Genomic DNA, 14,283 nt, shown 5'->3' on the forward strand with positions numbered 1-14,283 from the left:
ACATGGACGCAGGCTATTGGCGTGCGGCCCCTCAGTGGGTAGACAAGCCTCCGATCTTCTTGATCAGGGCCGCCCACTTGGCTACATCTTCACGTAGATAGGCGTTGTAGTGATCGGGATCGTCGGCCACGACCGTCCCGCCCTGCTGCAGGATCTTTTCCTGGAATGCCTGGTCTGCCGCGGCCTGCTTGATCACGGCATACAGCTTGTCCACGATGGGCCGCGGCGTGCCGGCCGGCGCCAAGAGGCCGAACATAGTGCCGATTTCGATATCCAGCCCTTGCTCGGCAAAGGTAGGCACATTGGGCAGCACGGGCAGCCTGTTCTTGCTGGCCACGCCCAGCGCCTTCATCTGCCCTGCCGAAAGCATGGCCTGCGCCGAGATATACGTGGTGAAAGTCATCTGCACCTGGCCCGACAGCACATCGGTCAGCGCCGGCGCTGCGCCGGTATAAGGCACATGCACGATATCCAGGTTCGTGGCTTGCTTGAACATTTCCCCCGCCAGGTGTGGTGCACCACCTGCGCCGCTGCTTGAGAAATTGAGTTTTCCTGGGTGTGCCTTGCCGTACGTGATGAGCCGTTGCAAGCTATCGCCCGCAAAGCCCGTCTTGGTCACCAACATCATGGGTGCGAACGCCACCATGGTGATGCCCGTGAAATTCTTGATCGGATCGTAGGGTGTCTGGGGAATGACGGCAGGGTTCAACGTGAGATTGGTGCTGGTGAACAGTAGGGTATAGCCGTCGGGTGCGGCGCGTCCCACGATATCCGCGCCGATATTGCCGCTGGCGCCTGCCCGGTTGTCGACGATCACCGGTTGCTTGAGCGCGCGCGTTAGCCGTTCAGCCGTGGTGCGAGCCAGGATGTCGGTGCTCCCGCCCGGCGCCCACGGCACGACCAGCCGTATCGGCTTGGACGGATAGTCCGCTGCGGTCTTGGCCTGGGCCGCTTGCGGCAGGGCGATCCCCCATAGCGACAAGGCCATGGCGTACATGGCATCGCGCAGAAGATTTTTCATCGTTGTCTCCGGATCGTTGGTGCGATGCCGGTCATTCTTGCGTGCACCCATGGCAGGACAGAAGGCGCGGTCATCGAAAGCGGCGTTCAATAATTCTGAAACACACGACATGCAGGCATGCAGGATTCAACATAAATGAACCGGCCCTTCGGCTTCTCTAGATTTCCCGGCGGGCACGGGCCGGGCAGAATGCCCAGAAAACAGAACTACTGGGGGAGATCATGAAGTACCTCAAGACGCTGCTGGCCAGCGGCATGCTGGCCACCCTCGGCTTCGCGGGCGCGGCCCAGGCTGCCTATCCCGACAAACCGATACGGCTCATCGTGGGCTTTCCCGCGGGTGGTGCCTCGGACGTGGCTGCGCGTGCCATCGCCGCCAAGATGGGAGCCATGCTTGGCCAGGCCATCGTCATCGAGAACAAGGCCGGTGCTGCCAGCAACATCGGGGCCGATCACGTGGCCAAGGCGACGCCCGACGGCTACACCTTGCTGTTTGGCACAATCTCGCTGGCGGTCAATCCCAGCCTTTACCGCAAGCTCAGCTACGACCCCTTGAAAGACCTGGCTCCCATCGCGCAGGTTGCCTCGACGCCCTTTCTGGTGGTGGTCAATCCCGGCACGCCCTACCATTCGTTGGCCGACCTGATCGCCGCCTCCAGGAAGTCCGCCGACAAGCCCATCTACTTTGCCAGCGCGGGCAATGGCTCAGGGGCGCACCTCTTTGCCGAGTTGTTCAACAGCCAGGCAGGCATCAAGATGCGGCACGTGCCATACCGCGGCGCGGCGCCGGCCATGTCCGACGTATTGGGCGGACAGCTCCCGCTGGCCTTCGACAACATCGTCACCACCTTGCCGCTGGTCAAGAGCGGCAAGCTGCGCGCGCTGGCGGTCACCACCAAGACACGCTCGCGCGCCGCTCCCGATATCCCCACCGTGGCCGAGGCCGGCGTGCCCGGCTACGACGCCACGGCCTGGTTCGGCCTGTTCGCGCCGGCTGGGACGCCGGCCGATGTCATCCAGAAGTTGAGCGCCTCCGCCGCCAAGGCCACGCAGGCCCCCGAGGTGCGCGCCGCGCTGGAAGCCGTCGGCTGCGATCCCATGGGGACCAGCCCGCGTGAATTCGATGCATTTTTCAAGTCGGAAGTACGGAAATGGGCCAAGGTCGTCGACGAGGCCCACGTCCACCTGGATTGATCCCTAACCCGTTCCCTACAGTGGTGTGATATGAAAATCTGGCATCAAAGCTTTACCGTGCTCAGCGACCTGGGTCCCTACAGTGAGGCGCTGAAGCGGCACTTCGCGCGGGTGGCCCGACCCGACACGCAGATCGACATGCACGGCATGCAGGTCGGCACCTACCGCAGCAACTATCCTGGCTCCGACATCCGCCACGTGGCCTTCCAGTATGTGCACGGCCTACAGTTCATGGCGGCCGCAGTGCAGGCCCAGGAGCAGGGCTACGATGTCTATTCGCTGAGCACGCTGCCCGAGCCTGCCTTGCGCGAGATTCGCAGCCTGGTGGACATCCCGGTGGTGGGGTATGGCGAGTCGGCCATGCTGACGGCCTGCATGCTGGGCCGCAAGTTCGGCGTGCTGCTCTTCATCGACGACATGAACGAGCTTATCGCCGAGAACGCCAGGAATCATGGCCTCGAGTCGCGCTTTGCCGGCGCCGTGCCGGTGGGCTTTACCTTCAATGACGTGCTCAAGGGCTTCCAAGATCCCACCGAGCTGATCGAGCGGTTCAAGGCCGCGGCGCGCAAGCTAATCGCGCAGGGCGCCGACGTCATCATCCCGGGCGAAGCCCCCCTGAACGTGCTGCTGGCGCAGAATGGCATTGCTGAAGTGGATGGCGTGCCCATCCTGGATTCGCTGGCCGCCTGGGTCAAGCAGGCCGAGACCATGCACGACCTGCGCCGCCTGTGCGGCATCAAGACCTGCCGCAAGGGCTACTACCACAAGCCCCCCGAGGCCGGCCGCGTCAATGAGGTTTTTTCATTCTACGGTCTGGACCGACTGCAACCATCGTCGTGACGCTGGGGCGGCGCCGCGCGTCGAAGATTTCGAGCAGAAAATCGATGAAGACGCGCACCTTGGGCGCCGCGAAGCGCGACTTTACCGTCACGGCGTGGAAGGTACGCTTGCTAGTCTGCCAGTCGGGGAAGAGCTCGACCAGCTTGCCCTGCTTGATCAGGTCGCTCACGAACACGTCTAGGACGCAGATCAGGCCCACGTTCTGCAAGGCGGCCTGGATCAGGGCCTCGGTATTGTTGAAGTGCAGTGGCCCGGCCGGCTTCACCTCCACTTCGTTTCCATCCTGGGAGAAGCGCCAGGGATTGGGCGTGTGGTTGCCTTCGGCGAACAGCCCCAAGCAGCGAGCCGGGTCGAGGTCGCGCGGCGTGGCGGCGCGCATGGCACCGACCGTCGCCGGCGTGCCGCACACGACGTATTGCGCTTCATAGATAGGCCGGCCCACCAGGTCGGCGTCTTCCACGCGGTCCATGCGGATGGCCACGTCCGTGGCCCGCTCGATCAGGTTGTGCGGGTCGTTGGTCAACGATACGGAAACGGACAGGCCCGGATGGCGGCGCGTGAGCTCGGCCAGGGCCGGGCACAACAGGTTCTGGCCGATGGCGAAAGGCGCTTCCACGCGCAAGGGCCCGACGACGTCGGTCGCGTGGATCTTTACATCCGTTTCGGCACGCGCCACGCTGCGCAGGATCTCCTGGCAGTGCGGCAGGAATATCCGTCCTTCTTCGGTCAGGTGCAGGTGCCGGGAGTTGCGCTGGATCAGCGTCGTGCCCAGGTGCGCCTCGAGATTGCGCAGGCTGGTGGTGACCGTGGCGTTGGCAAGATCCAGTGATTCGGCGGCGCGCGAGAGGCTGCCGCATTCCATGACGCGCACGAACACCTCCATGGCCCATAACTTGTCCATGAGTCTCCTTTCGATTTTTTTAAATCGCGCATTAGCCACCGGGGGCTAAACACGCAGGCAGGTTGCATCTTACTCTTTCGAGTGTGGCGCCGATTCATATGGCGCAGACGTCATTTCCAAAAAGGTGGAGAGCATGGAACGTACATTCGATGTGGTGGTGGCCGGTTGTGGCGTGGGAGGCCTGTCGGCGGCCGTGACAGCGGCCGAGCGCGGCCTGAAGGTGGCCGTGCTCGAGCGCGCGAGCCGCGCCGATCGCGGCGGCCAGAGCCGCTATACGGAGGCCTACCTGCGCATGAAGGCTATTGACCAGGTGTCCGACGATTTCGAGACGCACCTGGCCGAGAACGCCGGTGTCTATATGGACCCCGATTTTGCGGCGGAGATGGTCCAGGGCCGCGAATCATGGTCGCACGCCGCGCGAACGCTGTCCGTGCTGGATCCTGAGCTGATCAGCGGCTTTGCCGACCACGTGCCGGGTACCATTGCCTGGCTGCAGGACATGGGCGTGAAGTTCGACTTCCTGCCCACGCAGTTCCTTACCAAGACCCAGCCCCGCCTGCTGCCCGTGGGTGGCGGCGAGGCCCTGGTCGAGGCGCTGGCCGCCAAGGCCGAGAGCCTGGGCGTGACCTTCCTTTACCACACCACCGCGCGGCGCCTGATCGTCGGCGACGACGGCACGGTGCAGGGCCTGCTCGCCCACCATGCGCAGGAAGGCGGCATGCGCCTCATGGGCCAGGTGGTGCTGGCCTGCGGCGGCTTCGAGGGCAACTCGGCGCTCATGGCCAAGTACATCGGTCCGCGCTCGGTGTACCTGCGTCCGGTGTGTAAGGGCGGGTACTTCAACCGCGGCGAAGGCATCGAGATGGCGTTCGAGGCCGGCGCCGCGCCCAGCGGCGAATTCGGCAGCTACCACGCCGAGCCGGTCGACCCCCGCTCGGGCGTGTCCGAGCCGTCGATCTTCATCTTTCCCTACGGCATCCTCGTCAACAAGGCGGGCCAGCGCTTCACCGACGAAGCCCCGGGCACGGTCGACGCCTACTACGAGCGCGTCACCCGCCGCATCTACGAACAGGAACAGGGTATCGCGTATGTCATCCTGGACCAGCGCGTGAAGGACGTGCCCAACTATCGTCTGGCCATCCGCACCGACCAACCGGCGATCGAGGCCGACACGCTGGCCGCGCTGGCCGCCAGGATCGGCCTGCCCGAAGGTGCGCTGGAAGCCACCGTCGAACGCTACAACGCGGCCTGTCCGGCAGAGGCCGGTTTCAAGCCGCTGGAGCTCGACGGATTGGCCACGCAGGGCCTCGCGCCCCGGAAATCCAACTGGTCGCGCCGCATCGAGCAAGGCCCCTTTATTGCCTATCCCATCATCTCGTCAAACGTCTTTACCTTTGGCGGCCTCAAGATCAATCCGTCCGGACAGGTGCTGGACACCGACGGCAACCCCATGAAGAACCTCTATGCGGCCGGCGAGATCGTTGGCACCTACTACACCAACTACACCGGTGCCACGTCGGTGCTCAAGGGCCTGGTGTTCGGCCGCAGGGCGGCCAGCCATATCGCGGACGCCCGCTAGCCGGACCCGGCTTGCCCGCATGCAAGCGGCATTCGACATGGCTTTTAAGGAATCGTGACATGTACAGCGCAGATCTTTTCTCGGGCCGCGTCGCCCTGGTGACGGGCGGCGCAGGCGGCATAGGACGGGCTGTCTGCGAAGCCCTGGCCTGCCATGGCGCGCAAGTCGTCGCGGCGGACCGCGTGGCGTTCGAGCCGCCGGTTGCTGGTGTCCAGGGCATGTCCCTGGACGTCACGCGCCGCGACGATATCGTGCGGTGCATGGACGAGGCCATGGCCCGCCTGGGACGCCTGGATATCCTGGTGAACGTGGCCGGCGTCGTCTCCATGGGCAATGCCGAGACCCTGTCCGAGGCCGAATGGGACCGCGTCATTGACATCAACCTCAAGGGCACCTTCCTGTGCTGCCAGGCGGCCATCGGACACATGAAGCGCAGTGGCGGCGGCCGCATCATCAACATGGGATCGGTCATCGGCAAGAACGGCGGCAACCCGCGTCCCTGGCTGGACCCGCGCGAGCAGGACCGCGCCAGCAACGTCGCCTATGGCGCGTCCAAGGCCGGCGTTCATATCATGACGGCTTTCCTGGCCAAGGAACTGGCGTGCGCCAACATCACGGTCAATGCCGTCGCCCCTGGCCCGGTCGCCTCGGCCATGACCACCAGTTTTCCGCAGACCCTGCGCGACCTGATCCCTGTGGGCCGCATGGGTGCTGCGGCAGACATCGCCGCAGCCGTGCTGTTCCTGGCCGCGCCGCAGTCCGGCTTCATCACCGGCGAGATCCTGGATGTCAACGGCGGCATCTGGTGCGATTGAAATCCTTTTTCCCATAAACCCCAATTCAACTCAAGGCAGACCCAACCATGCAACAACCCCGCGCCCTTTTCCTGGTCCTGGACATGCAGAACGACCTCGTGCACGTCGACGGTCCCAATGGCAAGAGCCCACTGGGCGAGCAGGTGCGCGAGCGCCAGCTGCTCGCCAAGACGGCCAAGGCAATTGCTCGTGCCCGCGCCGCCGGCATCGCCGTGGGCTTCGTGCGCGTCGGCTTCTCCGAAGGCTATCCGGAGTGCCCGCAGGGCTCTCAGGTGTTCTCGGCCGCGCCGCAGCACGGCCTGTTCAAGCTCGGTGCCTGGGGTACCGAGATCCACCCCGAGCTCGAGCAGAAGGTGGGTGACATCCAGGTCATCAAGCACCGCGTCAGCCCCTTCTATGCGACCACGCTGGAAGCCCAGCTACGCGCCCAGAACATCCAGCGCATCTATTTCTCCGGTGTTTCCACCCAGGCCGTGGTGCAGGCCACCGCGCGCGACGGCCACGACCGCGACTACGAAATGATCCTGCTCGAAGACCTGTGCGCCGCGCACAGCGCGCAAGAGCACGCCAACTCGGTTGGCAGCATCGGCCGCTTCTGCAAGACGGAGAACAGCGAAACCGTGGTGTTCGCGAATCCCTGACAAGGCCTGCGCCACTGGGAAGGAGAGCGATCGTGAAAATTTGGCACCAGAGCTTCACCGACCTGGATGTTTTCCCGCAATACCGGGAGACCTTGCAGGCGCATGCCGATGCGGTCATGGGCACGCAGGCGCAGGTCGTCGTGCACGGCCTGCGTCCGGGTACCTATCCTGCCGGGGTGGCCCCCATGAGCGTCAACAGTTGCGCGGGCATGCGCATGCTCAATGTCCGCCAGGTCTGCGAGGCCGCCGAGGCCGCGCAGTCCGCGGGCTACGACGCCTTCGCGCTGGGCTGCTTCTTCGACCCGGGCCTGGTGGAGGCGCGGTCCCTGGTCGATATTCCCGTGGTCAGCCTGACCGAAAGTTGCCTGCTGACCGCATGCTCATTGGGGCGCAAGGTCGGCATGATCGCGCTGACGCCATTCCAGAAGATGCAGACTGAAGACCTGGCCATGCAATATGGCTTGTCCGGGCGCTTGTCGGGCGTGGTGTCGATGAGCCCCGCGGTGAACCTGTTCGACCTGGAGGGCGGCGAAGACGCCGCGGCCTCTGTCCGGGATCGTTTCATCGAGGCCTGCCGGGTGGCCCTGTCGCAGGGGGCCGAAGTCATCATTCCCGGCGATGGCGTGCTCAATGAATTCCTGGTGAGGCACCGGTTGCTGTCGGTGGAGGGCGCGGTCGTGCTCGACGCGCTGGGGGTGCTGTTCCACCATGCGGCATTCTTTGCGCGCGCACGTGCCGCCGGTTGCCTGGATGTCAGCCGCCGGCTGCTCTATGCTCAGCCCACCGACGCCATGAGAAGCCACGCCAGGCGGGCCCTGGGCGCGCTCGCTCGCCAGGAAAGCGAATTCTCGGTCCGCGCCGGGTAGGCGCGGACCGGTCGATCAGTCGGTCATTTCCACGCCCGCATCCTTGATGACCTTGCCCCAGCGGGCATAGTCATCGGCGAGCCGTTTCTGGAAAGCCTGTGGTGAATCCATCATCGCAGGCGCCATGGCCGCGTTGGCAAGCAGGGCCTTCACCTGGGGTTGGGACACGGCCTTGCGCAAGGCCTGGTCCAGTTTCGCGATGACCGCGTTGGGCGTGTTGGAGGGAGCGAAGAGGCCGACCCAGTTTTCTACACTGAAGCCCGGGAGCACTTCTTGCGCAGTGGGGACCTCGGCAAGAAAGTCCACGCGCTTCTCGCTGGTGACGGCCAGGGCCGTCAGGCGCTTTTCCTTGATCTGGTTGTAGAGGGGCGGCAAGTCCATCACGATGCCGTCGACATGGCCGCCCAACGTGTCGGTGACGGCAGGACCAGCGCCTTTGTAGGGCACATGGACGATGTTGCCCCGGATTTTCCTCAGCAGTTCGATGGTCAGGTGGGGCAAGCCGCCCGTGCCAGAGGAGGACAGGGTGATCTGCTGCGTCTTGGCCCGCTCGAGCAGGTCTTTCAGGGTCTTGACGCCCTTCAGCCTGGGGCCTACGGCGATGGCTTCCGGCGTCAGGGCCATCATGTTGATTGCCTTGAAGTCCTTGGGCGCGTAGAAGGGGGGCGCTTTCATCGTCTGGGGCGCCAGCACGATGGGGCTGATGCTCGAGAGCATCAGCGTGTAGCCATCGGGCTCGGATTTGGCGACATGGTCCGCACCGATGACGCCGCTGGCGCCCACGCGGTTTTCCACCACGACCGAGACACCCAGGGCCTGGCCCAGTTCAGGCGCGATGATGCGCGCCGCGATGTCGTTGGAGCCGCCTGGCGGGTAACCTACTACGAGGCGTATCGGCTTGCTGGGGAAGTTGTCCGCGGCCTTGGCTGGGACTCCCATGGCCAGGGGAAGGAGGGCCAGGGATGCGGCCAGCCTGCGCAGCGTGCTGCGTCGGGAGGTGCGGTGGTTTTGCATGGTTTGTCTCCGTCTCGTTATGGGTGATTGTGGCGTTTCGGGCGGCAGTAACGATAACGATATTTAAGGGCCAGGGGTCTTGTCCAATGCGTCGAGCAAGGCCGGCAACAGGGTCTGCCATTCAGCGACGGCACCAGCCTGGGCGACGTTGAAGATGTTGGCCTCGGCATCTTTGTTGATGGCGACGATGCGCGTGTGCGGGTCAATGCCCGCCAGGTGCTGGGGCGTGCCCGAGATGCCGACAGCGAGGTAGATGTCGGGACTCACGTACTTGCCGGAAATGCCCACCTGGCGGGTCACGGGGGCCCAGCCCGCGTCGACGGCGGGCAGGCTTGCGCCGACCGCGCCGCCCAGCCTGGCCGCTATGTCGTACAGGATGGGGAAGGCCGTGTCTTTGCCCATGCCGCGGCCGCCGGACACCACGATGCGCGCGCCATCGAGGCCGGCATGGGGTTCGTTGCGCGGCAGGAGCGTGAGCGGATGCGCAGCCCGCGGCGCGGGCAGGCCGTCCATTATCTGCGTTGCGGTTTGCCGGGTGGGCGCGCGCGCTTGCCCAAGCCGGGGACGGATGGCGGCGATTGCGGTGCCGGCGCAGGCCAGGGTGATGCCGAGCCTGTTGCCGTAGGCGCCGCGCCTGGCATGCAGCGTGCCCTGCGCGTCGAATTCGAGGTCTGTGCAGCGGCCCAGAGGCGCGGCTTCCAGGCGTGCGGCCAGGGCGCCGGCAAAGGCCTCGTTGTCGGGCTGGGCGGCCACCAGCATTAGGGCATGAGGTAGCAGGGCGGCCAGGCCGTCAGCCCGCAGCGCGCCGGCAAACAGATCGACGTATTGCTGCGCCTGCAGGGCATCCGATGGCGTCGGGATGAACCAGGTATGGTCCAGCCCGGCGGCCTGGGAGCTGGCCAGCGCGGCATCGCGCGCCGACGCAGGGGCGGCCAACAAGGCATGGGCGGTGCCGCCGCAGAGGTCGGCGAGCTGCCGGGCCTCGTCCATGAGGGCGCGCCCGGCCGGTGCATCGGCGTCGTAGCCCGGGATGAGGGCCAGGAGGTGGTGTGTGACGGACATGGATGGCATGGCTCAGTGGGTGGCCGCATTCGCGCGCAGGTAGGCGGCGAGCGCGGCCGCCTGTTCTTCTATCGGGCCGGTGAACAGCCGGCAGGCCTGCGCTCCGCGTGCGGATGCCTCGGCGGGAGCGGCCTGGGCCAGCGTGGCTTGCGCGGGGGGCAGGGTGGCATCCGGCGTGGCCTGGTCGAATTTGCATTGCTTGGCCAGTGCCACGTTCTTCATGAGGGGGTGGCGCAGGCGGTTGCTCTTGTCGTTGCTGATGCTGATCATGGCAGGCGCGGGCACTTGCAGCGACTCGTCTTGGTGCGCGCCGCTGCGCAGCAAGGTCCAGCCGCCATCGGCGCGGGCCTGCACCTGCAGGGCAAGGCCCGCATAGGGCAGGCGCCAGGATTCGGCCAGGTAGGCCGGCGCCATGCCGTCATCCAGGTCGCCATGCTCCCGGCCGATCAGGATCAGGTCAGGCCAGGCATCGCCCTCGCGCAGCAGGCCGGACGCGTGTTGCGCAAGCCAGGCAGGGTTGCCGCGCTGCGCGGCGGGCGGGCACAGGCCCAGCACGCGGTCGGGCTTGAGCGCCGCGATCGCGCGCATCAGGGCAATATCGCTGGCGCCATCGGTGACGAGGGCGGTGACTCGCGTGGCCGCGCCCTGGTCGCGCAGCTTGAGGGCGATTTCCAGCGCGGCCTCGTCAAAGGGACTGAGCTTGTATGACACCGAGGGATCGCCCGGCAGGTCGCGCCAATCGCCCGAGGCGGGCCTTGGCAGCAGCTTCCTGGGGTCGGCCACGCCGGCGAGTAGTACGGCGACATGCATGGCGGTCTCCGCTTCAGTCGGCCAGCGCCGCGCGCGCGGCGATGCGGCCGAAGATGGCAGCCTTGCCCAGGGCGGAGCCGGTCATGTAGGCCGCGCCGTGCAGCCCGCCCACGACCTCGCCCGCCGCGTACAGTCCTTCCAGCGGTTCGCCGTAGACATCCAGCACGCGCATGTCGGGGTCGACGCACAGGCCGCAGTAGGTGCCGTAGACGGCGGCGGTGGACGGGTAGGCATAGAAAGGGCCGGTCTCGATCTTTACCAATTCGCCGTGCTGGTGCACCAGGTGCTCTCGGCCGAAATCGCGGTCGTGGCCGGCATCGACATAGCCGTTGTAAGTCTTGACAGTGTCGGCCAGCACGTCGGCGGGCACTTCGATCATCGCGGCCAGCTCTTCCAGCGTGTCGGCCTGGATGACGAGGCCTTCTTCGTGGCGCCGCTCGATGTCCAGGATACGCGTCTGGTTGTCGCCGCTTTCGAAGATGGGCTGGTCGAAGATCTGGAACGTGGAGCTATAGGGCTGGGCGATGCAGGCATCGCCCAGCAGCTTGTACGAGATGGATTCGTCGACGTAGCGCTTGCCGTCCTGGTTGACAGCGATGGCGCCCTTGTACACGGCCAGTAGGCTGTGGTGGTTGCTCTCGTCGACAGGATGCTTGCCGTAGGTGCCCTTGATATAGATCATGTCGCGGCAGTCGGCGCCCAGTTGCTGGGCCATCTTCAGGCCGTCACCCACATTGCCCTCTCCGCCGATAAAGACAGCCGCCTCCTCGTTGTACTGGGGCACATAGCGGTGTATCAGCTCGGCGTTATGCACGAAACCGCCGCTGGCCAGCACCACGCCACGGCTGCCGAGCACCTTGAAGGTTTCATTGCCACGCTGCGCCGTCACGCCCGCGACACGCCCGCTTTGCGGGTCGCGGACCAGGCGCAGCGCGCGAGTGTCGGTCAGCAGCTGGACGCGGCCGGTGCGCCTGGCGCTGGCCGCCAGCGCGCGCACTGCGTCGGCCGGGTCCACGTTGTGCACGCGCGGCACCGATTGGCCCGACGAGGTTTCGATGTGCGGGCCGAACTGCACGCCCGCCTGCTTCAGCCATTCGTAGGTGTCGAGCTGATTGTCGACGTAGGCGCGCACCAGGCGCTCGTCGTTCTCGAACTTGCCGACTTCGCGCAGGTCCTTGAACAGCAACTCGCTGGAGTCGTCCACGCCATTGGCGCGTTGCAGGTCGGTGCCGGCGAAAGCCAGACAGCCGCCGCTCATGGCGGAGGACCCGCCGGTCTCGGATTGCTTTTCGAGCAGGATGACGTCGTGCCCGGCCTGGGCTGCCTGCAGCGCGGCCGAAAAGCCGGCCATGCCGGCGCCGACTACCACCAGGGTCGTTTTCAGATCAGAAGTGCTCATGGGTGTATCCGTATTTGATCGTGACGGAAGGTCGTGTTCAGGCACTGCGGGCCAGTGCGGCGGCGTGCGCGCCGGAGATGCGGCCCAGCACCGAGCCAGCGGTCAGGCCTATGCCGCCCGCGTACTTGACGTAGTAGAGCCCGCCGACCATCTCGCCAGCGGCATACAGCCCTGGTAGCGGGAGGTCATTGCCGTCGAGCACCTGGCCGCTTGGGTTGACCTTTACACCGGCATAGGTGCAGGTGATGCCGCACGTGACGGCATAGGCGACGAAAGGACCGGTGTCGAGGGGGTGGGCCCAGTTCGACTTGGGCACGGGCAGCCCGCGCGTGCCGCGGCCGTCCTTGACCGCGGGGTTGAAAGGCACGTCCTGGTCGATGGATTCGTTGAATTCGCGCACGGTCTCCAGGAAACCGCGCTGGTTGATGCCTTCCATCTGGGCGGCGAGTTCCTCGAGCGTGTCGGCCTGCAGTCGGGTGGCATGCTTGACGCGGTATTCGTCGGGCAGCAGGCCCATGGTCTTGGCGTCGAACACCTGCCAGGCTACGGCGCCGGGCTGGGCCAGCACGCGGGCGCCCATGCCCGAGTAGGTGTAGTTGCGGAAGTCCAGCCCCTCGTCGACGAAGCGCCGGCCGTCGGCGTTGACCACGATGCCCAAGTTGAAATAGTTCTTCTGCTGGTTGAGCAAGTTGATGTCGCCGAAGGCCGGGGCGTTCAGGTCGTAGAACACGGCATGGCAGCCCGTCCAGTTGCCATGCGCGATGGCGCCGGCGCCCATGGCCATGTCGATGCCATCGCCGGTGTTGTAGCGCGAGCCGCGAACCTTGGCGAGATCCCAGTTGGGGCCCAGGTACTGGGCGCGCCAGCGCACGTTGGCGTGGAAGCCGCCGGTGGCCAGCACGACAGCGCGGGCCTGAAGGGTGCTGGTTTGGCCGTCCTGCTCAAGCGTGATGGTCCAGGCATCGCCTTGGCGCTCCAGTCCACAGGCGCGCGCGCCGTAGCGCAGTTCCAGGCCAAGCTTCTCGGCGCGCGCGTACAGGGACTGCATCAGGCCCAGGCCACCGCCGGAGACCTCCACGGTAAGGCCGCCCCAGAACGTGTTCTTGCCGTCTACCTTGAACGACTGGCGGCCGTAGATGGGCATGAAGCGCACGCCATGGCCGCGCATCCACATCATGGTCGGAAAGCTTTGGCTGACCACGGTGTCGAGCACGTCGGCGTCGGCGCGATAGCCGCTCATGGCCACCGCCTCGGTATAGAACTGGTCTTCCGTATAGGTGCCGAAGTCGCTGCTGGCGAGTTCGTCCTCGCTCAGGTCGGGCATCAGCGTCTTCAGGTCATCGTTGCCTTTGTAGGCAATGCGGAAAGCCCCGCCGGTGAAGGCGGAACTGCCGCCCCGGTTTTCCCTGGGGGCCCGTTCGATGACGACGACCTGCGCACCCGATTCGCGCGCCGACAGGGCGGCGCACATGGCAGCGTTGCCGCCGCCGATGACCGCTACATCGAAAATGTTCATGCTTTGTCTCCTATATGCTTCACAGCGCCGGAATCCCGGCAAACACCCGTTCGTCGATGCCGGCTTCGCGAGCGCTTCCAGGGCCGCGCATGGCATCGCAGGGAGCGTCTTCGCACACGATCTCGATCTTGCGCAGTAGGTGCTGCCCGCGTAGTTGACTGACTTGTAGACTGTTTCGACATCGAAATTTCCTTGCCGAACGCAGCCGCGGTGCCCCTCATGGGGCGAAGATCCCCAGCTTGCTGGAGTCCTGGGTCAGGCCGGTGGTTTTATCGGCATGCGCGATACCGCTGGCTAGGACGAGGAATGGCTAGCGCGCCGGCGAGAGGTGGAAATCCGCGATGCTGGTCTCCTACGCCCATGCGCAGGGCATGCGGCTGTTCGTTCCTTATCCGCCCTTCGTGGCATGCAAACCAAGAGGCTCCAAGTAGATTGTGGGGTGCGTGGGGCGCATGCGGAATCCTTCTTAGTCGAAAGCGACCTTCGATTTAGTTGAAGCTGCAACTCAAAGGCACTGAACCGCCCCGGGTTTTGAGGAGGCTCCAATCGTTGAGAGAATGGAGCCATGAGGAAGTCAGTGAAGTTTTCCCCCGAGGTCCGCGAGCGCGCCGTGCGCATGGTGTTCG

Annotated in this window: 13 protein-coding genes; 6 read left to right on the top strand and 7 right to left on the bottom strand. The window is 65.4% G+C overall.

Annotation, left to right across the window (positions count from 1 at the left end; genetic code table 11):
- Positions 1-31 precede the first annotated feature (31 nt).
- Positions 32-1,111 carry a tripartite tricarboxylate transporter substrate binding protein gene (locus AC3WRR_RS01945; protein ID WP_492296004.1) on the bottom strand — a complete coding sequence of 360 codons (1,080 nt, stop codon included), beginning with the start codon at positions 1,109-1,111 and terminating at the stop codon, positions 32-34.
- A gap of 131 nt (positions 1,112-1,242) precedes the next feature.
- Between AC3WRR_RS01945 and AC3WRR_RS01950 the strand changes: the two genes are divergently transcribed.
- Both AC3WRR_RS01950 and AC3WRR_RS01955 read left to right on the top strand, forming a co-directional pair.
- The gene (locus AC3WRR_RS01950) at positions 1,243-2,214 is read left to right on the top strand and encodes a tripartite tricarboxylate transporter substrate binding protein (protein ID WP_492296005.1); all 972 of its coding nucleotides are present in this window, start codon (positions 1,243-1,245) and stop codon (positions 2,212-2,214) included.
- Between the two features lie 30 nt (positions 2,215-2,244).
- Positions 2,245-3,054 carry an aspartate/glutamate racemase family protein gene (locus AC3WRR_RS01955; protein ID WP_492296007.1) on the top strand — a complete coding sequence of 270 codons (810 nt, stop codon included), beginning with the start codon at positions 2,245-2,247 and terminating at the stop codon, positions 3,052-3,054.
- Here AC3WRR_RS01955 and AC3WRR_RS01960 read toward each other — a convergent pair.
- A complete protein-coding gene (locus tag AC3WRR_RS01960) occupies positions 3,002-3,937 on the bottom strand; it encodes a LysR family transcriptional regulator (RefSeq protein ID WP_492296009.1) in 936 nt (311 codons plus the stop codon). The two genes, AC3WRR_RS01955 and AC3WRR_RS01960, sit on opposite strands and share 53 nt — an antisense overlap.
- A 151-nt stretch (positions 3,938-4,088) precedes the next feature.
- Between AC3WRR_RS01960 and AC3WRR_RS01965 the strand changes: the two genes are divergently transcribed.
- The 4 genes from AC3WRR_RS01965 to AC3WRR_RS01980 are packed head-to-tail and all read left to right on the top strand — an operon-like array spanning position 4,089 to position 7,856.
- The gene (locus AC3WRR_RS01965) at positions 4,089-5,534 is read left to right on the top strand and encodes an FAD-binding protein (protein ID WP_492296010.1); all 1,446 of its coding nucleotides are present in this window, start codon (positions 4,089-4,091) and stop codon (positions 5,532-5,534) included.
- A gap of 59 nt (positions 5,535-5,593) precedes the next feature.
- A complete protein-coding gene (locus AC3WRR_RS01970; RefSeq protein ID WP_492296012.1) occupies positions 5,594-6,349 on the top strand; it encodes an SDR family NAD(P)-dependent oxidoreductase in 756 nt (251 codons plus the stop codon).
- 47 nt (positions 6,350-6,396) lie between these two features.
- On the top strand, positions 6,397-6,990 hold the full coding sequence (locus AC3WRR_RS01975) for a cysteine hydrolase family protein (protein ID WP_115215009.1): 594 nt from the start codon (positions 6,397-6,399) through the stop codon (positions 6,988-6,990).
- 32 nt (positions 6,991-7,022) lie between these two features.
- Positions 7,023-7,856, top strand: a complete 834-nt coding sequence (locus AC3WRR_RS01980) for an aspartate/glutamate racemase family protein (RefSeq protein WP_492296013.1) — start codon at positions 7,023-7,025, stop codon at positions 7,854-7,856.
- 15 nt (positions 7,857-7,871) lie between these two features.
- Here AC3WRR_RS01980 and AC3WRR_RS01985 read toward each other — a convergent pair whose 3' ends face one another.
- The 5 genes from AC3WRR_RS01985 to tcuA all read right to left on the bottom strand — a co-directional run bounded on the left by AC3WRR_RS01985 (position 7,872) and on the right by tcuA (position 13,657).
- The gene (locus AC3WRR_RS01985) at positions 7,872-8,870 is read right to left on the bottom strand and encodes a Bug family tripartite tricarboxylate transporter substrate binding protein (RefSeq protein ID WP_492296015.1); all 999 of its coding nucleotides are present in this window, start codon (positions 8,868-8,870) and stop codon (positions 7,872-7,874) included.
- A gap of 63 nt (positions 8,871-8,933) precedes the next feature.
- Positions 8,934-9,932: an electron transfer flavoprotein subunit alpha/FixB family protein gene (locus AC3WRR_RS01990; RefSeq protein ID WP_492296016.1), complete on the bottom strand. Its 999-nt coding sequence runs from the start codon at positions 9,930-9,932 to the stop codon at positions 8,934-8,936.
- A 12-nt stretch (positions 9,933-9,944) separates the two neighbouring features.
- On the bottom strand, positions 9,945-10,742 hold the full coding sequence (locus tag AC3WRR_RS01995; protein WP_492296018.1) for an adenine nucleotide alpha hydrolase family protein: 798 nt from the start codon (positions 10,740-10,742) through the stop codon (positions 9,945-9,947).
- Between the two features lie 13 nt (positions 10,743-10,755).
- On the bottom strand, positions 10,756-12,141 hold the full coding sequence (locus AC3WRR_RS02000; RefSeq protein ID WP_492296019.1) for an FAD-dependent oxidoreductase: 1,386 nt from the start codon (positions 12,139-12,141) through the stop codon (positions 10,756-10,758).
- A 37-nt stretch (positions 12,142-12,178) separates the two neighbouring features.
- Complete coding sequence (gene tcuA, locus AC3WRR_RS02005; RefSeq protein ID WP_492296020.1) at positions 12,179-13,657, bottom strand: FAD-dependent tricarballylate dehydrogenase TcuA; 1,479 nt, start codon at positions 13,655-13,657, stop codon at positions 12,179-12,181.
- Positions 13,658-14,283 lie beyond the last annotated feature (626 nt).

The organism is Cupriavidus sp. FW305-3-2-15-C-LB2, assembly GCF_058787575.1.

Bases quoted from the DNA above. Each gene is read 5' to 3' on its own strand.
- AC3WRR_RS01955 (WP_492296007.1), top strand. From the start codon at position 2,245: ATGAAAATCTGGCATCAAAGCTTTACCGTGCTCAGCGACCTGGGTCCC.
- AC3WRR_RS01990 (WP_492296016.1), bottom strand. From the start codon at position 9,932: ATGTCCGTCACACACCACCTCCTGGCCCTCATCCCGGGCTACGACGCC.
- AC3WRR_RS01950 (WP_492296005.1), top strand. From the start codon at position 1,243: ATGAAGTACCTCAAGACGCTGCTGGCCAGCGGCATGCTGGCCACCCTC.
- AC3WRR_RS01975 (WP_115215009.1), top strand. From the start codon at position 6,397: ATGCAACAACCCCGCGCCCTTTTCCTGGTCCTGGACATGCAGAACGAC.
- AC3WRR_RS01985 (WP_492296015.1), bottom strand. From the start codon at position 8,870: ATGCAAAACCACCGCACCTCCCGACGCAGCACGCTGCGCAGGCTGGCC.
- AC3WRR_RS01970 (WP_492296012.1), top strand. From the start codon at position 5,594: ATGTACAGCGCAGATCTTTTCTCGGGCCGCGTCGCCCTGGTGACGGGC.
- AC3WRR_RS02000 (WP_492296019.1), bottom strand. From the start codon at position 12,141: ATGAGCACTTCTGATCTGAAAACGACCCTGGTGGTAGTCGGCGCCGGC.
- AC3WRR_RS01965 (WP_492296010.1), top strand. From the start codon at position 4,089: ATGGAACGTACATTCGATGTGGTGGTGGCCGGTTGTGGCGTGGGAGGC.
- AC3WRR_RS01960 (WP_492296009.1), bottom strand. From the start codon at position 3,937: ATGGAGGTGTTCGTGCGCGTCATGGAATGCGGCAGCCTCTCGCGCGCC.
- tcuA (WP_492296020.1), bottom strand. From the start codon at position 13,657: ATGAACATTTTCGATGTAGCGGTCATCGGCGGCGGCAACGCTGCCATG.
- AC3WRR_RS01995 (WP_492296018.1), bottom strand. From the start codon at position 10,742: ATGCATGTCGCCGTACTACTCGCCGGCGTGGCCGACCCCAGGAAGCTG.